General features: G+C 55.9%; 20 protein-coding genes and 1 pseudogene. 12 read left to right on the top strand and 9 right to left on the bottom strand.

What is annotated here, in order from left to right; translation table 11 throughout:
- Window positions 1-3: 3 nt before the first annotated feature.
- The 3 genes from nifK to nifH form a co-directional block, all read right to left on the bottom strand.
- Entirely contained in the window at window positions 4-1,536 is a 1,533-nt protein-coding gene (gene nifK, locus AC245Y_RS26505) for a nitrogenase molybdenum-iron protein subunit beta (RefSeq protein WP_012755342.1), read from the bottom strand.
- Between the two features lie 77 nt (window positions 1,537-1,613).
- Entirely contained in the window at window positions 1,614-3,125 is a 1,512-nt protein-coding gene (nifD, locus tag AC245Y_RS26500) for a nitrogenase molybdenum-iron protein alpha chain (RefSeq protein WP_017996976.1), read from the bottom strand.
- Between the two features lie 92 nt (window positions 3,126-3,217).
- Window positions 3,218-4,105 (bottom strand): nitrogenase iron protein, encoded by an 888-nt coding sequence (gene nifH / locus AC245Y_RS26495; RefSeq protein WP_012755340.1) that lies wholly within the window; start codon window positions 4,103-4,105, stop codon window positions 3,218-3,220.
- 549 nt (window positions 4,106-4,654) lie between these two features.
- Here nifH and AC245Y_RS26490 point away from each other — a divergent pair.
- The 8 genes from AC245Y_RS26490 to nifT all read left to right on the top strand — a co-directional run bounded on the left by AC245Y_RS26490 (window position 4,655) and on the right by nifT (window position 11,879).
- Window positions 4,655-5,503: an electron transfer flavoprotein subunit beta/FixA family protein gene (locus AC245Y_RS26490; protein WP_017996977.1), complete on the top strand. Its 849-nt coding sequence runs from the start codon at window positions 4,655-4,657 to the stop codon at window positions 5,501-5,503.
- Between the two features lie 16 nt (window positions 5,504-5,519).
- Complete coding sequence (locus AC245Y_RS26485; RefSeq protein WP_017996978.1) at window positions 5,520-6,632, top strand: electron transfer flavoprotein subunit alpha/FixB family protein; 1,113 nt, start codon at window positions 5,520-5,522, stop codon at window positions 6,630-6,632.
- Window positions 6,633-6,642: 10 nt separating this feature from the next.
- Entirely contained in the window at window positions 6,643-7,950 is a 1,308-nt protein-coding gene (locus AC245Y_RS26480; RefSeq protein ID WP_017996979.1) for an NAD(P)/FAD-dependent oxidoreductase, read from the top strand.
- Between the two features lie 12 nt (window positions 7,951-7,962).
- Window positions 7,963-8,259 (top strand): ferredoxin family protein, encoded by a 297-nt coding sequence (locus AC245Y_RS26475; RefSeq protein WP_003563205.1) that lies wholly within the window; start codon window positions 7,963-7,965, stop codon window positions 8,257-8,259.
- A gap of 194 nt (window positions 8,260-8,453) precedes the next feature.
- A complete protein-coding gene (gene nifA, locus AC245Y_RS26470) occupies window positions 8,454-9,536 on the top strand; it encodes a nif-specific transcriptional activator NifA (protein ID WP_017996980.1) in 1,083 nt (360 codons plus the stop codon).
- A 246-nt stretch (window positions 9,537-9,782) separates the two neighbouring features.
- Window positions 9,783-11,255, top strand: a complete 1,473-nt coding sequence (gene nifB / locus AC245Y_RS26465; protein ID WP_026157669.1) for a nitrogenase cofactor biosynthesis protein NifB — start codon at window positions 9,783-9,785, stop codon at window positions 11,253-11,255.
- Window positions 11,256-11,288: 33 nt separating this feature from the next.
- On the top strand, window positions 11,289-11,483 hold the full coding sequence (locus AC245Y_RS26460) for a 4Fe-4S binding protein (RefSeq protein ID WP_017996982.1): 195 nt from the start codon (window positions 11,289-11,291) through the stop codon (window positions 11,481-11,483).
- Between the two features lie 183 nt (window positions 11,484-11,666).
- Window positions 11,667-11,879: a putative nitrogen fixation protein NifT gene (gene nifT / locus AC245Y_RS26455; RefSeq protein WP_017996983.1), complete on the top strand. Its 213-nt coding sequence runs from the start codon at window positions 11,667-11,669 to the stop codon at window positions 11,877-11,879.
- 131 nt (window positions 11,880-12,010) lie between these two features.
- Here the strand turns inward: nifT and AC245Y_RS26450 are convergent.
- From AC245Y_RS26450 to AC245Y_RS26425, 6 genes and pseudogenes are all read right to left on the bottom strand, one after another.
- Window positions 12,011-13,383: pseudogene (locus AC245Y_RS26450) on the bottom strand (AdeC/AdeK/OprM family multidrug efflux complex outer membrane factor).
- A 142-nt stretch (window positions 13,384-13,525) separates the two neighbouring features.
- Complete coding sequence (locus AC245Y_RS26445) at window positions 13,526-14,314, bottom strand: ABC transporter permease (protein ID WP_017996984.1); 789 nt, start codon at window positions 14,312-14,314, stop codon at window positions 13,526-13,528.
- On the bottom strand, window positions 14,311-15,339 hold the full coding sequence (gene nodI, locus AC245Y_RS26440; RefSeq protein ID WP_017996985.1) for a nodulation factor ABC transporter ATP-binding protein NodI: 1,029 nt from the start codon (window positions 15,337-15,339) through the stop codon (window positions 14,311-14,313). Before nodI ends, AC245Y_RS26445 begins: the two co-directional genes overlap by 4 nt.
- A 38-nt stretch (window positions 15,340-15,377) precedes the next feature.
- A complete protein-coding gene (gene nodC / locus AC245Y_RS26435) occupies window positions 15,378-16,658 on the bottom strand; it encodes a chitooligosaccharide synthase NodC (protein ID WP_017996986.1) in 1,281 nt (426 codons plus the stop codon).
- A 20-nt stretch (window positions 16,659-16,678) separates the two neighbouring features.
- Complete coding sequence (gene nodB, locus AC245Y_RS26430) at window positions 16,679-17,329, bottom strand: chitooligosaccharide deacetylase NodB (protein ID WP_017996987.1); 651 nt, start codon at window positions 17,327-17,329, stop codon at window positions 16,679-16,681.
- Window positions 17,326-17,916 (bottom strand): NodA family N-acyltransferase, encoded by a 591-nt coding sequence (locus tag AC245Y_RS26425; protein ID WP_017996988.1) that lies wholly within the window; start codon window positions 17,914-17,916, stop codon window positions 17,326-17,328. The genes nodB and AC245Y_RS26425 overlap by 4 nt, the downstream gene beginning before the upstream one ends.
- Before the next feature lie 235 nt (window positions 17,917-18,151).
- Between AC245Y_RS26425 and AC245Y_RS26420 the strand changes: the two genes are divergently transcribed.
- The 4 genes from AC245Y_RS26420 (at window position 18,152) to AC245Y_RS26405 (ending at window position 21,968) form a co-directional block, all read left to right on the top strand.
- A complete protein-coding gene (locus AC245Y_RS26420; protein WP_017996989.1) occupies window positions 18,152-19,120 on the top strand; it encodes a LysR family transcriptional regulator in 969 nt (322 codons plus the stop codon).
- Between the two features lie 447 nt (window positions 19,121-19,567).
- Window positions 19,568-19,846 (top strand): phosphopantetheine-binding protein, encoded by a 279-nt coding sequence (locus tag AC245Y_RS26415; RefSeq protein ID WP_012755326.1) that lies wholly within the window; start codon window positions 19,568-19,570, stop codon window positions 19,844-19,846.
- Window positions 19,846-21,054: a beta-ketoacyl-[acyl-carrier-protein] synthase family protein gene (locus tag AC245Y_RS26410; RefSeq protein ID WP_017996990.1), complete on the top strand. Its 1,209-nt coding sequence runs from the start codon at window positions 19,846-19,848 to the stop codon at window positions 21,052-21,054. Before AC245Y_RS26415 ends, AC245Y_RS26410 begins: the two co-directional genes overlap by 1 nt.
- A gap of 362 nt (window positions 21,055-21,416) precedes the next feature.
- Entirely contained in the window at window positions 21,417-21,968 is a 552-nt protein-coding gene (locus AC245Y_RS26405; RefSeq protein WP_017996991.1) for a sugar O-acetyltransferase, read from the top strand.
- The last annotated feature ends 33 nt before the right edge of the window (window positions 21,969-22,001 follow it).

Here is a 22,001-nt window from a genome sequence, read left to right as displayed (position 1 = left end):
CATTTAGCGCGTGAGGTCGTACGAAACGCCCTCCCACATGGTCTCCTGATCAAGCTCGTCGAAGATCTTGTCGAGAATGACCGTCAGAAGACGCAATCCGCCTTGGTAGCCCATGAGAGGAAAGCGATGATGATGATGGCGGTCGAAAATCGGAAACGTAAGCCGAACCAGTGGCGTGTCGGTGTCACGCTCGAGATACTTGCCGTAGGAATTGCCGATCAGCAGATCCACTGGTTCCGTCAAAAGAAGCGAGCGCATTGCCCACAGGTCTTTGCCAGCCCACACCTGCGCACCTCCTCCGAAGGGAGAGGACGCGAGCAATTCCTTCATCTCCGCTTCCCAGGCTGCGGTGCCGTTGGTGGCAAGGCAATGTGTAGGCTGACCACCGGTTTCCATGACAAAGCGCGCCATTGAGTATACGAAGTCCGGGTCGCCGTAGATTCCGTATTTCTTGCCATGCAACCAAGATTGACTGTCGGCCATGGCATCTATCAATCGACCTCGATCACGATCGATAGATTCGGGAATTTCCCTCTTGGAAAGCTCGGATATCTTCATCAGGAATTCGTCCGTGCCCGCAATGCCCAGCGGGTAGTGGAACGAGGCAGTCGTCTGACCAAGCTCGCGACAATAGTCCAACGTCTTGCGCGTATTGTAGTGCTGCAGCGATATTGTCGCCTCCGCATGTTTGGCTGCCTTCACGTCCTCGATCTTTGTCCCTCCGTCATACATGCGGTACTCGCCGTCGGAAGGTGTGTCGAACTGGTCCGAGGCGTCTTGAAGGAAAACGTAGGCGACTCCCATCGTGTCGAGCAGGCGCTTGATTTCTCGGTTGTTGCCGACGCAGAAGCCATCGAAGCCTGGAATAATGTTGACGAGTGCTGGCGTCGGCACACGTTCAGTGCTCTTCCAGAAATTTTCGAGAATGCCTTTGACCATGCTGTCGTAACCATCGACATGGCTGCCGACGAAGGCTGGGGTATGGGCGAAGGGCACGTCGAAATCGACCGGAACGGAGCCTTCATTTTTGGCGTTTTCAATGAAGCCGTGAAGATCATCCCCAATGACCTCGGCCATGCAAGTCGTCGAGACCGCAATCATCTTGGGATCGTAAAGCTTATAGGTGTTGGCGAGCCCGTCGATCATATTTTTCAAGCCGCCAAACACGGCCGCATCCTCTGTCATCGAAGATGAAACTGCCGACGAGGGTTCCTTGAAATGGCGTGACAGGTGCGAGCGGTAGTACGCGACGCAGCCTTGACTGCCGTGGACAAATGACATCGTCCGCTCGAAACCAGCGGCTGCGAAAACGGCGCCCAGCGGCTGGCAGGCCTTCGCCGGGTTTACGACAAGGGCCTCGCGGGCCAGGTTCTTTTCTCGATATTCCCATGTCTCGGTGAATTTGCTTTGAGCAGAGACGACCTTATCCGGATGTGGACATTCGAACGTCAACTTCTTACGGGCGAACATTTTCCTGTATTCCGGCTCGCAGAACAGAGGAGCATGATCGAGAACAGTCTCGGCCGATTGCGGCATAGTTTTCATCCTTTTTTGCCGCGAATGCGGCTGCGTGGCCCTTGGGAGACCTGTTACATCTTGTCGCTCGGCAGAGACTATTCGTCTTGTCCGCCGCAACTGCAGGCATGGCTGCAGTGCGCTTCTTTCCATGGCGCGTCGTAGAGGCCCCAGATCGGATTGTTGATGGCAAGATCCATGTCTCTGGCAAAGATGGCGAAGCCGTCATAACCATGATACGGACCCGAATAGTCCCAAGAATGCATCTGGCGAAACGGTATGCCCATTTTTTGAACCGGATATTTTTCCTTGATGCCCGAGCCTACTAGGTCCGGGCGAATGGCCTCGACGAAGTTCTCGAGCTCGTAGCCGGTCACATCATCGTAGATAAGCGTACCTTTTTTGACATAGTGGCTGGTGCGCTCGTAATCGTCGCCATGGCCAAATTCGTAGCCCGTGCCAACGATCTCCATTCCGAGATCCTCATAGGCGGTGATGACATGGCGGGGACGCAATCCGCCAACGTAGAGCATCACAGTTTTGCCGTCGAGGCGCGGACGGTATTTCTCCGTCACCGCCTGGACGAGGGGTTGGTATCTGGTGATGAGTGCTTCGGCCCTATCTTGGGTCTCCGGCCCGAAAAATGCGGCGATATTGCGCAAAGAAACTTCGATCTGGGAAGGACCGAAAAAGTTGTACTCCATCCAGGGAATGCCGTACTTTTCCTCCATATGCCGAGCGATGTAGTTCATGGACCGGTAGCAGTGAATAAGGTTGAGCGTCGCTTTTGGCGCACGCTCCACCTCCGCGAGTGTGGCATCTCCCGACCAGTTGCCGACCACCCGCAACCCCATGTCCTCCAGCAGAATGCGGGAAGCCCACGCATCGCCGCCGATATTGTAGTCACCTATTACGTTAACGTCGAAAAAGCTGGCCTCGTAGTGGGTGTCTTTCTTATCGAAAACCCAGTCGCGTATCGCGTCATTGGCGATATGATGGCCAAGCGATTGCGACACTCCACGAAACCCTTCGCATCGCACCGGCACGATCGTTTTGTTGTGCTCCTTGGCCTTCTTGCGCGCCACAGCTTCAATATCGTCGCCGATCAATCCGATTGGACACTCTGACTGCAAGCTGACACCGTTGTTCAGTGGAAACAGTTGCTCAACTTCATCGATGAGCTTCTCGAGCTTTTTGTCGCCACCAAAAACAATATCCTTTTCTTGAAAGTCAGACGTGAATTGCATGGTGACAAAGGCTTCGACACCCGTCAGACCGACGTAATAGTTGCGGCGTTGCGACCAGGAATAGTGCCCACAACCGACAGGCCCATGTGATATATGGACCATATCCTTGATCGGGCCCCACACGACACCCTTCGAGCCGGCATAAGCGCAGCCGCGAACAGTCATCACGCCCGGAATGGACTTGATGTTGGATTTCACCCCGGTCTCGCAAAGCGCATCGGAGCCCTGCTCGGCTGCCTCTCGGCCCTTCGCGACGCCAAGGTGCTTTTTGCGGCGCTTAGCCGTCTTATCCGGATACTGGGAGAGTACCGCATCTATAAGCCTGGAGTTGAAATCACCGTCGTTCTCGTAGTCGAGGCTCATAGGGCCTTTCCTCTCTCGAAGGTTCGCATGGAGCCTCGGCAAGGAGGCATGGTTTGTCGATCAACGCGGTGCGTCATCCGTTCCGACTATCTCTAGGATGTCGCCTGCATCTCTTTCGTGAGAAGTTCTTCAAGCATCTGCTCGTCTGACTTCATGATGCCGAAGTCGAGCAGCATGTCCTCCAGCTCCTCCATTGTTATCGGAGTAGGGATAGTGCCCTTTCCCGAGTTGGAGTGGATCTTCTCGGCCAGCCATCGATATTCCGCCGCCTGTTTGGAGCGTGGCGCGTATTGGATCACGGTCATCTTTCTAAGCTCCGCGTGCTGGACAATGTTGTCGCGTGGCACGAAGTGAATGAGCTTGGAATTGAGCTTGGCGGCCAGCGCTTCCGCGAGGTCTAATTCTCGATCGGTCTGCCGCTCATTACAGATCAGACCGCCAAGCCGCACGCTTCCGGCGCTGGCATATTTGAGGATGCCCCTTGCAATGTTGTTTGCAGCATACAAGGCCATCATCTCACCGGACATGACGATGTAAATTTCCTGAGCCTTGTTCTCGCGAATGGGCATAGCAAAGCCCCCGCACACCACGTCTCCGAGCACGTCATAGGAGACGTAGTCGACGTCGTCGTAGGCGCCGTTTTCTTCCAGGAAGTTGATCGATGTGATGACGCCCCGTCCGGCGCAGCCGACGCCAGGTTCAGGGCCGCCCGACTCCACACACTTGATGCCGCCGTAGCCAGTTTTGAGCACGTCGCCGAGTTCCAGATCTTCGACTGAACCCTTCGTTGCGGCTAGATCCAGAACAGTGCCCTGCGCTTTGGAGTTCAGGATCAATCGCGTCGAATCAGCCTTTGGGTCGCAGCCGACGATGAGGATTTTCTGCCCAAGTTCGACAAGGGCAGCGAGCGTATTCTGGGATGTAGTGGATTTGCCAATGCCTCCCTTTCCGTAAAACGCGATCTGACGCAGAGCAGCCATTATTGCTTCCTTTTCGTGTTCCAACCGACCGAGGTGATGCCGCGACATCGGACGCGGCTGGTTCCGTCGCGGCCCGAGGACAATTTTCAAGCGTCGTGCCAGACTGGGTGGATTGATGTGGCAGAACGGAATTTGGTGCTGCCGCAAACACTTACAGGGTTAAAATACCAGACCGAAGAATCCTAAGACGTGTCACTATGTCGACAAAGGAGACGACAATGTCGCACACATGTCATGTTGCTCCTGAAGAGAAAGCAGTGGGTCGGCTTCAATGCGCTACAATTCTCGGTCGAGTGAGCTGCGCTTGCTGTAAATGCTGGCAATGGAAAGCGGCGCGGTGCTCTAGCGAAGTCGGTTGCGGTTAAAAATCTTGCCAAGCGCATGCAGCGACCTGTGTCGCAAACCTGACAAAGCTGTCGCATTGCGACTACCAGCCAAGCCGAATCCCCCCGAAATCCGCCAGCCAAACTCCGCGCAGTCGGCTTGGCACGACGAGTGCTAGGACCGACCGAGACACAAAAGCTACATTCGGTTGGAGCCAAAGACAGCATGAATATCGTGGTCTGCATAAAGCAAGTGCCTGACTCCGCACAGATCCGGGTTCATCCGGTTACGAACACGATCATGCGCCAAGGCGTGCCGACAATCATCAATCCTTACGATCTTTTCGCCTTGGAAGAAGCTCTTGAACTACGTGACCGGTATGGGGGTAAAGTCACTGTGCTTACCATGGGCCCGCCCATGGCAAAACAAGCGCTGGAGAAAGCTCTGGCATACGGGGCAGATGAAGCGATCCTCCTTAGCGACCGTCACTTCGCCGGGTCAGACACCCTGGCAACTTCATTTGCTATCTCCCGAGCTATTACGAACCTTGGTCTCCGCCACGCGCCTGAAATCGTGTTTACTGGCAAGCAGACGATCGACGGCGATACAGCGCAGGTGGGGCCGGGGATTGCCAGGCGTCTCGAACTGCAACAACTGACCTACGTAACGAAAATTGTTTCAGTCGATCTTCATGCCCGAGAGATCACGGTGGAGCGCCGTTCGGAAGGCGGCACACAAATGCTGAAGACCCGACTGCCGTGCTTGATCAGTGTCCTTGAAGGCGTCAACGCCATCCGTCGCGGCTCCGTCGCTGACGCATTGCATGCCGCACGCGCGCAAATACCGACCTGGCGTGCCGCCGACGCCGGTATTGTGGAGATAGCTAACTGCGGCTTGAGAGGATCGCCGACTGTCGTCAAGCGCGTATTCGCCCCGACCCCACGAGCCGAGAAAGCAATCCAAATCGAGATAAACGATGACGAGTGCGGTGCGCTGTCTGACGAAATAATCGCATCGATCTTCGAGCACCAGCCAGCATTGGAAGCGAGCTTTCAACCGAATGGGCTCACGTGAGAAACAAGGAGCATAAATGGAAGCCCGCGAAGCTGAAAGTCAATCTCCAATCGTCAGTCGTGCCAGCGCGAAGAAGCAATTGCCCAGACACTTCCGCGACAATCGGCACGTCTGGGTTTTCGTCGAGCTGGAGCGAGGTCAAGTGCACCCCGTGTCTATTGAACTGCTTGGTGAAGGGCGCAAGCTTGCCGATAAGCTGAGCGTTCAACTGGCGGGAGTGGTCATTGGAACCGCGGAAGGCCTGGGGAATCGGTCTGCCATTGCAGAGGCGTTCGCTTACGGGGCCGATCTCACATATCTCGTCGAATCACCGCTGCTATCGGACTACCGAAACGAGCCCTTCACTAAAGCTCTCTCAGACCTGGTCATCCTTCATAAGCCGGAAATTCTGCTGCTCGGCGCCACCTCGCTTGGACGAGACCTCGCCGGTTCTGTGGCAACTACCTTGGAAACAGGGCTTACGGCTGACTGCACCGAATTGGATGTCGATGCAGACGGCTCGCTCGCAGCCACCAGGCCCACATTTGGCGGTTCGCTGCTGTGCACGATCTACACTCTCAACTCTCGCCCGCAGATGGCGACAGTGCGGCCCCGGGTCATGGCGACTCCCAATCGCGTGACCAATGGGATTGGACCTATCATTCGACATGACCTGATGATGATTGAGGAAGAGATTGTCACAAAGGTTCTCGGCTTCCTTCCGGATGGGCGATTAGAAAAAATCAACCTCGCCTATGCCGACATCGTGGTCGCCGGTGGGCTTGGTATTGGCACCGCCGAGAATCTGGAGCGTGTAATGGTGCTAGCGAGGACGATTGGCGGTGAATACGGTTGCTCCCGACCTTTGGTTCAAAAAGGTTGGATGGAGGTTGATCGGCAGATTGGCCAAACGGGCCAGACGATCCGGCCCAAACTTTATCTTGCCGCTGGAATATCAGGGGCGATCCAACATCGGGTTGGCGTCGAAGGGGCTGATATGATCGTTGCTATCAACACCGACGGCAACGCCCCGATCTTCGATTTCGCCCATGTCGCGGTTGTGGCTGATGCGGTTGGGCTTCTGCCGGCACTGACCACGGCGTTCACCAGGCGACTAGCGCCGCATAACCAATCGATGCAAGTAAACTGAGGTGCCGCTGATGAAGAACGAGAAATTCGATGCGATCGTGGTCGGGGCGGGTATGTCAGGTAACGCGGCCGCTTATGCGATGGCCATGCGTGGTTTGAAAGTGCTGCAGTTGGAGCGGGGCGAATACCCCGGTTCGAAAAACGTTCAAGGAGCGATACTGTACGCAGACGCGCTGGAGAGAATCATTCCAGACTTCCGCGATGACGCGCCTCTTGAACGGCATCTGGTCGAGCAGCGCTTCTGGATCATGGACGGCACGTCGCACACCGGAATTCACTATCGGTCGGATGACTTCAACGAACGGCGGCCAAACCGATACACGATCATCCGTGCCCAATTCGATAGATGGTTCTCGGCCAAGGTGCGCGAGGCCGGATGCACCGTCCTCTGCGAGACATTGGCCACAAGACTTAACCAGGATTCGAGCGGCAACGTGACAGGCGTATACACCGACCGACCAGGCGAGGCCATTTTTGCCGACGTCGTGGTGCTTGCTGAGGGGGTGAACGGCTTCCTAGGAACACGAGGACGTTTGCGTGAAATTCCCAAACCGGACAGCGTGGCACTTGCCGTGAAAGAGATGCATTTCCTACCGGAGGACGTTATCGCGGAACGCTTCGCCCTGACTGCAGACGAAGGCTGTGTGATCGAGGCAGGCGGGACAATTTCACGGGGAGTGCCGGGGCTTGGCTTTCTATATACGAACAAGGAGTCCATCTCGATCGGAATAGGATGCCTCGTTTCCGGTTTGGTCGCGGCCATGGAAAGGCCATACGATATGCTTGAAGCCTTCAAGCACCATCCTTCGATCCGGCCATTGATCGCCGGTTCTGAGGTGAAAGAGTATGCTGCTCATCTCATTCCGGAAGGCGGTTATACGGCTATCCCACAGCTGTTCGGCGATGGGTGGGTCGCGGTTGGAGACGCTGCCCAGTTGAACAATACCGCACATCGCGAGGGCTCGAACCTTGCGATGACATCAGGTTACCTGGCGGGCAAAGCGATCGCAGAAATACAGGATCGTGGCGGCTCGATGGTGAAAAGCAACTTGGCTCTTTACAAGAGCATGCTCGACTCATCTTTTGTCATCAAAGATCTGATCAAGCATAAAGAGATGCCAAGGTTTCTCCACGCGAACAGCCAGAGTTTGTTTGTTTTATACCCAAAGTTAATATCTAAAGCTGCGCAAAGTTTCGTCCGCGTCGATGGAACTTCGAAAATCGACAAGGAAAAGGCCACGTCTGCCGCCTTTTCGAAAGCACGATCCCGGTGGGGATTAATTTCAGATGCAGTCCGGCTCGCCCGCGCGTGGCGCTAAAAGGAGATCCAGATGAAGGCCATCGTTAAACGGCGAGTCGAGGACAAGCTTTACCAGAACCGATATCTGGTTGACCCGGGCCGCCCACACATATCGGTCAGGAAGCACCTGTTTCCAACCCCAAACCTGATCGCCTTGACGCAAGTGTGTCCGGCGAAATGCTACCAGCTGAACGACAGACGTCAGGTGATCATCGTTTCCGATGGCTGCTTGGAATGCGGGACATGCAACGTGTTATGCGGACCCGACGGCGACATTGAGTGGACGTATCCACGAGGTGGGTTCGGCGTTCTCTTCAAGTTTGGATGAACAGCTTCTTCTGTAGTCGATACAGCCATTCGGTGGCAAACGCAGGGTAAGCAAACAATGACGAACCGGCTGGTGGAACGCCCTACCAATTTGTAATTTTTGTTGACCTTCGAAGTCCAATATGTAGCGCGGAGGACGTTCCATGTCCTGAGTGCCCAAAGCACTCTCAACCATGTGCTGAGTGGAGTAGTCCCGTGGCTGGATCAGATGATGAGACGATGCCCAAATCTGCAGTGCGGCCGGCTGAAATTGTGGGCGAGAGTGCCGCACTCAAGGAGGTTCTTGAAATCGCCCAGATTGTCGCAAGGAGCAACGCGCCTGTCCTGTTGCGAGGCGAGAGCGGCACGGGCAAGGAATTCTTTGCAAAGCTGATACACGATTCCTCGTCGCGCCGCGAAAAGCCCTTCGTAAAGTTGAATTGCGCTGCGCTGTCGGCAGGCGTTCTGGAATCGGAACTGTTCGGGCACGAGAAAGGCGCCTTCACCGGCGCTACCTCTCAGAAAGAAGGTCGGTTCGAGCTGGCGCACGGTGGAACTTTGCTGCTCGACGAAATAGGAGAAATCTCGGCCGAGTTTCAGGCCAAGTTGCTGCGCGTCTTGCAGGAAGGCGAACTCGAGCGTGTCGGTGGGACGAGAACATTGAAAGTAAATGTCAGATTGGTATGCGCGACCAATAAGAATCTTGAAACGGCCGTGGCGGCGGGAGAATTCAGAGCCGACCTATATTACCGGATCAATGTCGTACCGATCACTTTGCCACCACTCAGGCAGCGCGATGGTGACATCCCGCGTTTGGCCCAAAAATTCCTCCAGCGTTTCAACAGGGAGAACGGCCGTTCGTTAAGCTTCGCACCCTCGGCGCTTGATATCCTGTCAAAATGCGAGTTCCCGGGCAATATTCGTGAGCTGCAAAACTGCACACAGAGGACCGCAACTCTCGCCCGTTCGGACGTCATCGTTCCTCAAGATCTCGCCTGTGAACAGGGTCGATGCTATTCCCCGCTCCTCAAAAAGGCCGTTGCCGAGCGAATTGGCAAGGGCGCAGTGCATGGGCACGCTCGAGATGAAACGGTGTCAATGGGACAGCCGGGTGGTGCCGCCTCCTTCGCGCCTGAAACCATAATGGGGCAGTCCGGCCTGATCGGCAAAGAGAGGTTGGAACACGCAATGGCGACGGCCGGATGGGTTCAGGCTAAAGCTGCGCGGCTCCTTGGCCGAACGCCGCGACAGGTCGGTTACTCTCTGCGCCGACACGGGATCGAACGAAAAGTCTTCTAACAACGGAGATCATTGGCGCAGACCTGGTTCGCCAGGTCGCGCCCAACAGACGCCTGGCGATTCTAGCTTCCCCCCCCACCAGACAAGGTCTGCCAAGTGGCCCTGTCGTGTCTCCAACGAAACCCTGTAGCAAAATGGTCTAAAGCGGACATCGAAGAGCGTATCGGCCTTGCAGGGTGACGTTTCTCAGACTGGCATCGCTCTTGCTCGCGGAATTGAGATTTCAAATGTCATTGGAGTTCCGGAATGTCCAGAGGGATGAGTAAGTGTAGGATCACCAACGCAGCACCTGCCGCACGCGTGTCGGAGGCAACAACGTTCGGTGACTATGCACCTTCGTCCCGTGGCAGTTCAGAGCCGGATGCTATGGATCCAGCGATCCGTGAAAAGATTAAAGACCACCCGTGCTTCTCGCGGGAAGCGCATCTTTATTTCGCACGGATGCACCTCGCGGTCGCACCAGCCTGCAACATTCAATGCAACTACTGCAATCGAAAATACGACTGCGCAAACGAAAGCAGACCAGGAGTAGCATCACATAGGCTGACTCCCGACCAGGCGCTGCGCAGGGCCATTGCGGTGGCAAACGAAGTGCCGCAGCTTTCAGTGGTCGGCATCGCCGGGCCAGGCGATGCCTGCTACGATTGGAGGAAGACAAAAGCGACGCTCATACCGATCGCCCGCGAAATCCCCGACGTCAAGCTTTGCATCTCGACCAATGGCCTCGCACTTCCTGAACATGTCGACGAGCTTGTCGACATGAATGTCGGGCACGTAACGATCACCATCAACATGGTAGATCCAAGGATCGGGACCAAGATCTACCCCTGGATATTCTATGATGGTCGCCGCTACAACGGCATCGACGCGTCCAGGATCCTTCATGAGAGGCAAATGTTGGGGCTCGAAATGCTGACAGAACGCGGAATTCTCGCCAAGGTCAATTCGGTGATGATTCCGGGCGTCAACGACGAGCATCTCATCGAGGTTAACAAGTGGGTCAAGGACAGGGGCGCGTTCATGCACAACGTGATGCCCCTGATCTCAGAGCGTTCACATGGTACTTTCTATGGTCTGAACGGTCAGCGTTGCCCTGCCCCTTCTGAACTAATCGCGCTTCGGGACCGGCTTGAAGGTAATACGAAGGTGATGCGCCATTGCCGCCAGTGCCGTGCCGATGCAGTCGGTCTGCTCAGTGATGATCGCGCACACGAATTCACACTGGGCCAGCTCCCAGCTGACGAGACCTACGACAGTGGCAAGCGAAATGCCTATCGCCAGTTGATCGAGCGCGAGCGACGCGGCCAAACATTGGAAGAAAGTGACGCGGCCACACCGGTCTCAGCTCCATCTGACGAACTTTTCCTTATAGCTGTAACCACCAAAGGTGGAGGCCGGGTCAATGAACATTTCGGTCATCCGCAGGAAATGCAGATTTTCTCAGTCTGTCAAAAAGGCATCGGATTGATAGGTCACCTAAAGATCGACCCGTACTGCCTTGGTGGATGGGGGGAGGAGGCTACCCTCAACACTATCATCGATGCGTTCAAAGGCTTAGATGTGCTGATTTGTTCTGAGATCGGCAAGAGCCCCAAGAATAAGCTTGCGCGCCGAGGTGTTCGAGCAACGGGCGCTTATGACGGCTCTTATATCGAGCAGGCAATCGGCGCTCTTTATCGCGCGGTGCTTCACATCGAAGCTTTAGCAACTGCGATTTAACCCACACTTTAATTAAACCAGAGGAGCTGAATCATGGCCTTCAAAATCATCGCCTCGCAGTGCACCCAATGCGGCGCATGCGAATTTGAGTGCCCCTCAGGCGCAATCAGTTTCAAAATTGACAGGTTCGTGGTCGATCCCAAAATATGCACGGAGTGCAGGATTGAGTTCGACGCGCCCAAATGCAGGGCCATTTGTCCGATGCCGAACACCTGCGTCCCCGCCTAAGCAGCCGCACTAAACGCGAGGAAAAGAGCGACAAAAAGACTCGCCTGCGGAGCATTTTCACGCAGGCGGGCACCCTCCTCATCAGCAGTTCTCACTAAGGGAGGTATTCGAGCGTAGCAGCATCGTCGCCTCGCGCGGGTTGAAACAGAGCAAATCTCATGCGTGTAAAAGGAGGTACAGCCCATGAAAGCAATGATCCGGAGGAATGGGGTCGGCTTGTCGATCTATATGTCCAAAAAGGATGTCGAGGAGCCGGTTGTTGCGGTGGAGAATGAAGACTTGTGGGGCGGGTTGATATTGGTGAGGAATGGATGGCTGCTCGCCCTCCCTGACCTACCGCAGGGCACCCGGTTACCCATCACAGTCGAGGCAATGAAGCAACCCGATCAGGACTGACGCGGCACGCCCAACTTGCGGATTTCGCGCGACTGACTTGGTGAGGAATAGGCAACGCGGAACGTTTGCGTCTCCGCCCCGGCCGGTCGTCGCTAACTCTGAAGTCAAATATTATGCAATCGCAGGGACACTTATAAGCCTGCCTTTGCCACAGGGTCGTATCCACTCCCGATCGCAATATTGAGTACAACATATACTTTTGCCCATTCCTGTACGGCTCTGGCGAGACTGGCTTGTGTAACCGAGAGGGACCTCTGGGCTTCCAGCAAATCGAGAAGCGAAGACGCGCCGTCCTTATAAGACAAGGTTGACAGTCTCAGAGTTTCTTGCGCGATCTCAACCTCTCTCTTCAAAGCTCGCACGGTACGCCCCTCACGATGCATAGCTACTAAAGCATTTTCAACCTGTTCGATGGCATTGAGCACACTGGATTTCCACTTCAAGTAAGAAACCGTCGCTTTGGATTTTGCTACGTCCACATTTGCTCGCAGACCTCCGCCGTCGAGAATAGGAAGCTTCAAGCTTGGCCCAAATGACCATGGTGTGAGATTCCCATAGACCCCGCGTTCGTTGATGCCGCCAGATGGCGAAATAGAGCCGGAAAGCGTAATAGATGGAAATAGTTTCGCTTCCGCCACCCCGATCTGCGCAGTGCTGTCAGCAAGATCGCGCTCGGCTTTTCGAATGTCCGGTCGATTTCGAATGATATCTGCAGGGATGCCAACATTTACATCCGCGCGAAACGCGGGCTGATTTGAACCTTTTGCAATCTCCTCGACCATGGAACCGGCGGGTTTACCAAGCAACGTCGCTATCCGATTGGCTGAGATGCGAAAGCTAGCCTCAAGGCTAGGAATTTCAGCCAGCGTCGATTGCACCAGCCCCTCTGCCCGCACAACATCCATGCGAGCCACGGCCCCTGCGTCAAACTTAGACTTCGTGAGCTCAAAAGTCTCCCTTCTTGATTTAAGGTTAGCCTGCGAAAGCGCTAAGCGCCGCTGGTAATAACGAGCGTCAACATAGCTTGATATAATATCGTTTATGAAGGCGAGTTTCGCCATAGTTACTGACGCGTACGCCGAATCGAGGGCGGCCTCCGCGCTCTCAGTATTGCGCTTGTAGGCGCCAAAGAGGTCGAGAATCCATGATAGCGACAACTCACCAGTGGAGGTATTGCTAGTGTAAGTCTGTTTGCGGAGTTCACCCTTTTGCCCGCTTACCGTATGAGACCCGCTCAACGTGAGACTTGGAAGTGCGCCGGCTCTAGCTATCGTGACATTAGCAGCCGCCGAATTAATCCTTTCGATCGCCTGCTGGACATCCAAATTTTGGCTTATGCCTTGTTCCACGTAAGAGGTGAGCATTGGATCGTTGAATGCTGTCCACCAAGCAGCCACAGTAACGTCGCCGTTTGAGGTGACTCCACCCTCGCTGAATCTCGAAGGAAATGCATTTCAGGCGGAACATGATTCGGGCCCACTACGCATCCCGAGAGCAGCAGCAAAAACTATCCTGCTGTGTAGCTGATAAATCGCATCACAAGCCCTTACGGAAATTTATCAACCATTGCCCGAACTACCGCGCCGATGAGGCCAAAGGCTTCTCTAACCAAAGAGTTGATAGGCGGTTCGGATGTGCGCTGATCGTCAGCGCAATAGTCGGCGCCGCAGCAAGGCTGTCGATAAAAAGAATGGGATGACGATGTAGATGCAAAGTGCGCCGACATGCAGGCAGACATCCACCACGGGGTGACCGAGCATTATCGGACGTATGAGGTCGATGGAATGCGACAGAGGAAGAAATCGCGCAGCCGTCTGAAAGACAATGGGCAGTTGATCGACTGGAAAGACGGCACCCGAGAGGAACAATATAGGTGTGATAACAAGCGTCTGATAGAAGATGAAATAATCATAGCTCGGAGCAAGGGCGGTGACGACCATCCCAAGGCTTGCAAAGGCCAAACCCGTCAGCGCGATGACCGGAAGCGCATATAGCAGCGACAGCCACTGCGTGTACCCTAGAGCGGCGGCGACCACGCCTATGCCGGCACCCGCCAGAGCGGCCTTCGTCGCCGCCCAGGCCATCTCACCGAGAACGATATCGCCTAGCCTCAGCTGTGTGTAGAGCATCGCCTCCCAAGTGCGCTGACCCTCCATCCGGCCGAAAGCTGCGTAAATCGTCTCAAACGTTGCAGCCGTCATCGCACTTGTCGCGACCATTCCAGCTGCCAAGAAAGCAGTATAGGAAACGCCATCAACGCGGCCCACCATCACGCCCAAACCAGCGCCAAGGCCAAACAGGTAGATCAAGGGTTCGGCCAAATGACCCAGAAGCGACGCCAGCGCCGCCTTCTTCCATGCAAGATAATTTCGACGCCAGACAGCAATCCAGTTCAAGCTGCCGCCCGGCAATGCCGTTACGCTATCTCCACTCATTGGTACTTCCCCATCTCGCGTCCGGTTAACCGCAAGAAGACGTCCTCTAGGTTTGGCGGCCGCTCCAGGAGGCGCAGACCCCAGTGTCCGCGGAGTTGCGCCCGAACTTGTTCTGGGTCGGGGGTGTAACAGAACAGTGTCTCGCCGCTGATTTCGCTGCGCCGTGCGTATGGCTTGATCAAAAGGCTAAGCTCCTGGGGGTCTCCGCCATAGATCTCGATGACGGGGCAGCCGATCTGCTCCTTTATCAGGTCAAAGGGGCGGCCTTCGGCTATCTTAACTCCATCTTCGAGCACGCACAGCCGGTCACATAGGCGTTCTGCCTCTTCCATGATGTGGGTCGTCAAAAGGATCGTCTTGCCTTGCGCCAACAGCGATCGCAAACGCTCCCAGATCAGGTGGCGTGCGTGCGGGTCGAGGCCGGTGGTCGGTTCATCTAGTATGAGGATCTGCGGGTCATTGATCAGCGCGCGCGCCAATGATAGGCGCCGCTTCATGCCTCCAGAAAGATCGGCCACCCGCGTATCTGCCTTGTTTTCAAGCCGCGCAAATTCCAGCAGCGAGGGCACGATCGCTTCGATCTCCGTGGTCTTCATGCGGAAGTACCGGCCGTAGACAAACAGGTTTTCCCGTACTGTGAACTCCATGTCGAGATTGTCGAACTGAGAGACGACACCGATACGGGCGCGCGCCGAACGAGCCTGCCGGGGTACCTGCACTCCGAGCACCGAGATGTTGCCCGCATCAGGCGACGTCATTCCTAGAATCATACGGCTGATCGTGCTTTTTCCGGCGCCGTTTGGGCCTAATAGGCCAAAGCATTCTCCTGACCCAATGTTGAAAGACAATCCGTCAACTACGGCCTTCCCACGATATGATTTGGTAACGCCGACGAGCTCGATCGCAATAGAAGATATCGCTCCTACTTGGGGAGCGATTGCTTCTGAAATCGAAATGCACGGTAGGTTGCTTTGGCGGCGGAGCGTCTCAGCCACAGCTGCCTGTAGATCCGATTGACCGTTCATGTGGTTCCTAAGGTTTACAAGATGCGGCGACACAGCGATTATTCGCCGCTGAAAGTAGCTTCGGGGGCCGCAAGCATTGGAGTTTCGGAGGCCTTCTGCTTCCGAACGGCACCTGATGCGTTGACTCCGGAGCCGCGCGACAGCCAATCACTGTTGGACAACGTACAGAGCGCATAAGCCTTCACCGGAAGTAATAGAAAGACGTTCACGAGCGTGTGCAGCGAGAAACCAAGAAATCTAAGCTGCCTGGCACGATAAGCAGCTACGCCGCATCGTATCAGCGTCAATGATCCAATCGTTCCTATCGTCCACCAGGGCACTGAACCCGTCAGGGCGAACTGTGCAAGACCCGCCAGTACGGACAATGCAAGCAGAAGAGGGCCGGCATTCTGCCCGACGACGTCCAAAGTCAGATACCAATTCATGCCACGGAGGAGGTGAAGCCCAAGCAGGGTATCTCGGAATGTACTCCGTGCCCAACGCAGTTGCTGGCGCAGATAGGCAGCCAAACCGTCAGGAACGACGGTTGCGGCGATAGCGCTTGGGACATATTCGGTACGGAAGCCGGCGCTAAGCATTAGGATGGTCAGATGACGGTCCTCGCCAAAGTCACTCGGCTTTCCCCGATAAAGCTGCGTCTCGTATTGATCAAGAAGCAAGACGAAGGCGGACCGGCGGTACATGGCACAGGGTCCACAGCAACACATCACGGCACCGAACCGGCCCTGCGCGGCGCGCTCCTCATTGCAGGCCAGCCAGTACTCCATGTCGATCAATCGGGTCAGCCACGAGTCGCTCTGATTGCTTGCTACAAGCTGCCCCATCACCGCACCGACCGCCGGATCGCGCATTTTCTGACTGAGTTTGGAAACCACGTCGGAGGCGAGAGTGGTGTCTGAATCCACGTTCAGGATCAGGTCCCCGGACGATCGGGAAATGGCAGCGATTTGCGCTTTGCGCTTTCCGACATTCCTGGGAAGCATGATGAATTCGAATCTCGAGTCGTCCGCATAGACGATCTGCTCGGAGACCACGGCGTCGCGATTTCTGGAACCGTCGTCAACCACATAAACGCGCAACACCCCCGGATAGTCCTGATTGGCTAGGGACGCCAGGCAATCGGACAGGATGCGCGGGCTCTCGTTAAACGAAGGCACAATGATGTCCACGCTTGGCAAAGAGCTCTCTTCGACGGTGTTTTCCGCTATTTCCGACTTGAGAGTTCGCCGAGCATGAAGGACCTGCACACTCCTATAGGCGGAGGAAAGCAGTCCATAAAGCGAGACGGCGGCGATGCTGGTTGTTTCAAGCAAGGTCATGATTTCTCGTCGATTTGGTTTTACTGGGGAAGTGAACGAAGGGAGAATCCACGGCTATGCAGTGCCGGGATAATTGCCAAGAGCGCCGAAAGTGTTTGATCACGCAGTCCGGCAAGCTTGCAGTTCCCGACCTCATCAGGTGGGCAACCGTCGTGCAAAAGCACGATTGCACCTGGCCGAGCAGCAGCGAGTACCGCCTCCACGATAGTATCGGCTCCAGGACGGGACCAGTCTCTCGGGTCTATCGACCAGTGAACAGGTCGAAGTCCGGCGTTCATCGATCTTGAAAGGACATCCGCGTTCCAAGCGCCGTATGGCGCTCGTAAATGTTGAACCGCAGCTTGGGGACACGCCGAGACGATGGCTTTGTTTGCCTCATTTATCTCTCGTTCGATCGCCTCCGGGTCACAGGCCGTAAGATCGGGGTGGGTCATCGTGTGATTGGCAACCAAGTGACCTTCTGCCGCAACACGGCGGACAAGATCCGGATGGTCTTTGACATAGGCACCGAGGACGAAAAAGGTGGCTGGTACGCGGTGTTCGGCGAGCACATCCAGAATCTGGCCAGTGCATTCCGGATTGGGACCGTCGTCGAACGTCAAGTAGATGCTGCGATCGTCGCTCCCGGCCTCATCAAACGGCACTTCGCTTATATAAGCGCGCCGCTTCATAGCTCGCACCCGTTTCGTTCGATCAATGATCCGGAAGGCCACTCGCTCATCGGTCGTCCTATCGGAAATACCAGGACGAGCACGTCTTCGGTGCGCGTGGAAGGCATATCGGGCAGCACATCTGGAAGGGTCGAGCGTACACGAACCCCCGTGACGATATTGGAAATACCGTCTCGGCAGAATCTCTCCACGTGGTTCCGCATAGCATGTCGGACAGTGCCAAACGCGAACGGCACCGCCAGTTCCTGCAAAGCCGGAGCCAAGGCGCGGATCGAGTGAGCGATGCCAAGCCCCTCCAGATCCGGGCGCACTCCATACAAGCCAAGTTCGGCGACCAGCAAATCGGTGTCGCCGACTTTTATGAAACGACGCAGCAAACCCATGTGGCTGGCTATGCCTTTTGAATCGTAAGCAATTGCCCGGCGTTCCGGCCTCGCACCCGCCCAACTGCGGCCAGTCTCGAAAGGTTTGGCATTGAATGCGCCAGTCGGACCATAGGTTGCTCGGAAAAATTCAGACAGTTCCGCATGATCCGAGGGTTCGAGATCATTTTCCCAGGTTATTTTCCACCGCACTCCAGCAGACATGCAAAGCTCCAATTCGTTCCTCAGCCAACAAGCCCAAAGCAGCAGAGATTGGTTCAGGCGCACACGCTGATGGGACAGATGGGACCGCTCGTCGTCTATTTGCGACAGATACGATCCGCCTCCGCTCGCTAGTTTGCTTTGGCGCCTTGATAAGTTCCGGCCTTTCTAATAAGCACTCCGAAAGATTGGTAAAATTGATTGTTTGGATCACAATCATCTACAGCGTGGATCGAGAATGCGTTTTAAGGGCCTGGATTTAAATCTTCTCGTGGCACTCGATGCTTTGATGACCGAGCGGAAGCTCACCGCGGCAGCGCGTAGCATCAACCTCAGTCAGCCAGCCATGAGCGCAGCCATCGGCAGGTTGCGCGCCTACTTCAACGACGAACTGTTTCTGATGCAGCAGCGCAGACTTGTCCCGACACCGCGAGCGGAAGCGCTCGCCCCTGCAGTTCGCGAGGCTCTTCTGCACATTCAGCTCTCTGTCATTGCGTGGGATCCATTAGTCCCGGCGGAATCTGACCGGCGCTTCAGAATCGTACTGTCGGATTTCATGACGCTGGTATTCTTCGAGAAGGTCATAAAGCGCGTAGCGCGCGAGGCACCCGGCGTCAGTTTTGAATTGCTCCACGTCAACGATGATCCGGAGGAGCGCCTGCGGAGTGGAGACTTGGATTTTTTGATCCTTCCGGATCAGTTCATGTCAGCCACTCATCCGAGTGCCAAGCTGTTTGAAGACAAGCTCGTATGTGTCGGCTGCCCTAACAATCAGCAGCTGCGCGGGAAGCTTTCCCTCGAGCGATTCATGTCGCTGGGACACGTCGCGGCCATGTTTGGACGTACGTTGAAACCTTCCATTGAACAATGGCTATTGCTGGAGCACGGTTTTAAGCGGCGTATTGAAATAGTGGTCCCGGGTTTCAACTCGATCCCGATGTTACTACAGGGGACTAATCGGATAGCAACCCTTCCCTTGCTACTTGTCAGACATTTCGAACCGACGGTTCCCCTGCAGATCGTAGATCATCCCCTGCCTCCGCTTTCGTTCACAGAAGCACTACAGTGGCCCTTGCTTCACAATTCAGACCCCGGCAACATCTGGATGCGCAACATAATACTGGAGGAGGCTTCGCGCATTGAGTCATCCGCCGATGCTCCCAAGAGGCCAGAGCGACCTAATCCTCGTCGAGCTACCGTCGCTTAAAGTACTACAATTCAAACGGGACTCGCCTACCTCACGCGTTGACCAGCCGCACGGTTTCTAGGATCGCGATGGATTTGATGAGCAGGTGACGTCGCGAGAGCTGCCATCGGTCCATTTTGGCCGGCAGCCATGCTCGGCTCCATCAGCGTTTGTGCTATATTGAAAGTCGCGACCCCACGCCAACCTCTCCTCGTCCTGGATCTCGCGCTTCATCTGAGCGCCACATGAACAACGGCGGAAGCGAATGATGCGCGTGGCTCATTGCATCATCCATACTGCGGATGCTTCCGATCCAATCAATCAATTTTACCGATCCTTCAGCATGCTCCATAGCACAGACCAGACGGGGGCCAACCCCTCCCGCAGGAGCATCGAACGCGCTCAAGCCTTGCTCTGCCCGGCTGTGCGCCGCGTTCAGGACTCACTGGAATGATGGAAAGGAACACGATGGCCGATCAGCTCACAGTAGAAATTATTGCTGCAATCAAAAATCTCGCCCAATCAGAAAATGGCGGGAGGATTCCTGTAGCAATCGGAGAAATCACCGCTGATAGCGAATTGACCTCCCTTGGCATCGATTCACTGGCTTTGGCCGATGTGCTCTGGGACCTGGAGCAGGCCTACGGTATCAGGATCGAGATGAACACGGCCGATGCTTGGTCTAATCTGAAAAATATCGGCGATGTCGTCGAAGCCGTTCGCGGTTTGATCGCGAAGGAGGCGTGATGGACAGGCGCGTCGTAATCACGGGGATAGGCGGAATATGCGGATTAGGAACGAACGCTTCATCAATTTGGAAAGAAATGCGCGACGGCCGCTCTGCAATCAGCCCGATCATCACGACTGATCTTTATGATATGGAAGGCACGGTCGGTGCCGAGATCAAGGCGATTCCAACACACGACATCCCGCGCAAACAGCTTGTCTCTATGGACCGCTTCAGCCTGCTCGCAGTGATTGCTGCAACCGAAGCCATGCGACAGGCCGGGCTTTCCTCCAATGAACAGAATGCCCACCGCTACGGCGCCGCGATGGGCGTCGGCGGGCCTGGCTGGGGAACGATTGAAGAAACCTACCGCAGTATCCTTCTAGACGGAGTGACCCGCGCGCGCATTTTCACAGCACCGAAGGGAATGCCAAGCGCGGCTGCCGGCCAGGTCAGCATTTATCTCGGCCTGCGCGGCCCCGTCTTCGGCGTCACCTCCGCCTGCGCGGCGGGGAACCATGCCATCGCTTCCGCGGTAGATCAGATCAGGCTGGGCCGTGCAGACGTCATGCTTGCCGGGGGAAGCGATGCGCCGCTCACTTGGGGAGTCCTGAAATCATGGGAAGCACTGCGCGTGCTTGCCCCTGATACCTGTCGCCCGTTCTCCGCCGACAGAAAAGGTGTTGTCCTTGGCGAGGGTGCCGGAATGGCTGTCCTGGAAAGCTACGAGCACGCCGCTGCCCGCGGTGCGACTATGCTTGCCGAGGTTGCCGGAATAGGACTCTCCGGCGATGCCTACGACATCGTCATGCCGTCCATCGAGGGACCCGAGGCCGCAATGCGCAGCTGCCTCGCCGATGCCGAGCTGAACCCGGACGATGTAGACTACCTCAACGCGCACGGGACCGGCACCGTTGCGAATGACGAGATGGAGACGGCCGCGATCAAGCGCGTCTTCGGAGACCACGCTTTTCAGATGTCCGTCTCCTCCACCAAGTCCATGCACGCCCATTGCCTGGGTGCCGCCAGCGCACTTGAAATGATTGCCTGCGTCATGGCGATCCAAGAAGGTGTCATACCGCCCACCGCCAACTATCGTGAGCCTGACCCCCAGTGCGATCTCGACGTCACGCCCAATGTCCCTCGTGAGCGCAAGGTGCGTGTGGCGATGAGCAATGCGTTCGCCATGGGAGGCACCAACGCCGTCCTGGCATTCAGACAAGTGTGAAAAGGCGGACGGTGTGGCCGGAATGGTTCCAGCTGCAACCGCGAGGGTGGTGCCGCTGGAGAGAAGCTAACTGGCGTGCCGTTACGAATGTAGGTCAATTCGCACCAATGATTAGCCCACAACCGCTCGCCGGGGATTGCTCGCAAGGCGGGGTGAGGCTAGTCACTGCCACTTTCAATCCACTGCTGTCGAACGAGCCTCTGGACCACGCAAGCGCCGCGTTGTCGACCGTTTTCCTGCCGGGACTTCTCTTCTGCGCCATGCGATGTTGAGCGTCGAGAAGAGGAGCTATCTGAACCTCGTTCAAGCCGGGCGTCAGGGGACTAACAACTTCATCCATGAACGCGAACTGAGAACAGACAATGACACGCACTCAAAAAGAAAAGATGCTGGCGGGCGAGATGTACAACCCCGCGGACGAGGAGATTCAGACGGACCTGTTGGCCACGGGAGCTTGGCTGAAGAGATACAATGATACACTGGGAAGTACGGCCGAGCATTGGAACGCACTTCTTCTGGAGCGACTAGGAGAGGTCGGAACTGGAGCCGTCATCCGTCCGTCATTTCATTGCGACTACGGCTTCAACATCAGGCTTGGTGCCTACGTTTACATTAATTTCAACTGCGTAATCCTTGACGTAGCAGAAGTGACGATCGGTGCTGGGACAGCAGTCGGACCGGCTGTGCAGATTTACACCGCCGACCATCCGCATGATCCCGAGCAGCGGCAGGCTGGTCTGCAGCTAGGTCGGCCTGTCCGGATTGGCAAAGACGTCTGGATTGGTGGTGGAGCAATTATCCTCCCAGGGGTGACGATCGGCGACAACGCCGTCATCGGCGCCGGAAGCGTAGTCACCCGCGATATACCCGCAGGGGAAAAGGCCATGGGAAATCCGGCTCGGTTGAAGCGCTGACGCAAGCCTGAGGACGCCATTTCCCAGGCTCTG

Source organism: Rhizobium sp. SRDI943, assembly GCF_057653695.1.
The sequence above is the reverse complement of the archived record's forward strand: the minus strand, read 5'-3'. Positions and strand labels throughout refer to the sequence as shown.

Excerpts from the sequence above, each read along its gene's own strand:
- nifK (WP_012755342.1), bottom strand. The coding sequence starts at position 1,536 with ATGCCGCAATCGGCCGAGACTGTTCTCGATCATGCTCCTCTGTTCTGC.
- nifD (WP_017996976.1), bottom strand. The coding sequence starts at position 3,125 with ATGAGCCTCGACTACGAGAACGACGGTGATTTCAACTCCAGGCTTATA.
- nifH (WP_012755340.1), bottom strand. The coding sequence starts at position 4,105 with ATGGCTGCTCTGCGTCAGATCGCGTTTTACGGAAAGGGAGGCATTGGC.
- AC245Y_RS26490 (WP_017996977.1), top strand. The coding sequence starts at position 4,655 with ATGAATATCGTGGTCTGCATAAAGCAAGTGCCTGACTCCGCACAGATC.
- AC245Y_RS26485 (WP_017996978.1), top strand. The coding sequence starts at position 5,520 with ATGGAAGCCCGCGAAGCTGAAAGTCAATCTCCAATCGTCAGTCGTGCC.
- AC245Y_RS26480 (WP_017996979.1), top strand. The coding sequence starts at position 6,643 with ATGAAGAACGAGAAATTCGATGCGATCGTGGTCGGGGCGGGTATGTCA.
- AC245Y_RS26475 (WP_003563205.1), top strand. The coding sequence starts at position 7,963 with ATGAAGGCCATCGTTAAACGGCGAGTCGAGGACAAGCTTTACCAGAAC.
- nifB (WP_026157669.1), top strand. The coding sequence starts at position 9,783 with ATGTCCAGAGGGATGAGTAAGTGTAGGATCACCAACGCAGCACCTGCC.
- AC245Y_RS26460 (WP_017996982.1), top strand. The coding sequence starts at position 11,289 with ATGGCCTTCAAAATCATCGCCTCGCAGTGCACCCAATGCGGCGCATGC.
- nifT (WP_017996983.1), top strand. The coding sequence starts at position 11,667 with ATGAAAGCAATGATCCGGAGGAATGGGGTCGGCTTGTCGATCTATATG.
- AC245Y_RS26445 (WP_017996984.1), bottom strand. The coding sequence starts at position 14,314 with ATGAGTGGAGATAGCGTAACGGCATTGCCGGGCGGCAGCTTGAACTGG.
- nodI (WP_017996985.1), bottom strand. The coding sequence starts at position 15,339 with ATGAACGGTCAATCGGATCTACAGGCAGCTGTGGCTGAGACGCTCCGC.
- nodC (WP_017996986.1), bottom strand. The coding sequence starts at position 16,658 with ATGACCTTGCTTGAAACAACCAGCATCGCCGCCGTCTCGCTTTATGGA.
- nodB (WP_017996987.1), bottom strand. The coding sequence starts at position 17,329 with ATGAAGCGGCGCGCTTATATAAGCGAAGTGCCGTTTGATGAGGCCGGG.
- AC245Y_RS26425 (WP_017996988.1), bottom strand. The coding sequence starts at position 17,916 with ATGTCTGCTGGAGTGCGGTGGAAAATAACCTGGGAAAATGATCTCGAA.
- AC245Y_RS26420 (WP_017996989.1), top strand. The coding sequence starts at position 18,152 with ATGCGTTTTAAGGGCCTGGATTTAAATCTTCTCGTGGCACTCGATGCT.
- AC245Y_RS26415 (WP_012755326.1), top strand. The coding sequence starts at position 19,568 with ATGGCCGATCAGCTCACAGTAGAAATTATTGCTGCAATCAAAAATCTC.
- AC245Y_RS26410 (WP_017996990.1), top strand. The coding sequence starts at position 19,846 with ATGGACAGGCGCGTCGTAATCACGGGGATAGGCGGAATATGCGGATTA.
- AC245Y_RS26405 (WP_017996991.1), top strand. The coding sequence starts at position 21,417 with ATGACACGCACTCAAAAAGAAAAGATGCTGGCGGGCGAGATGTACAAC.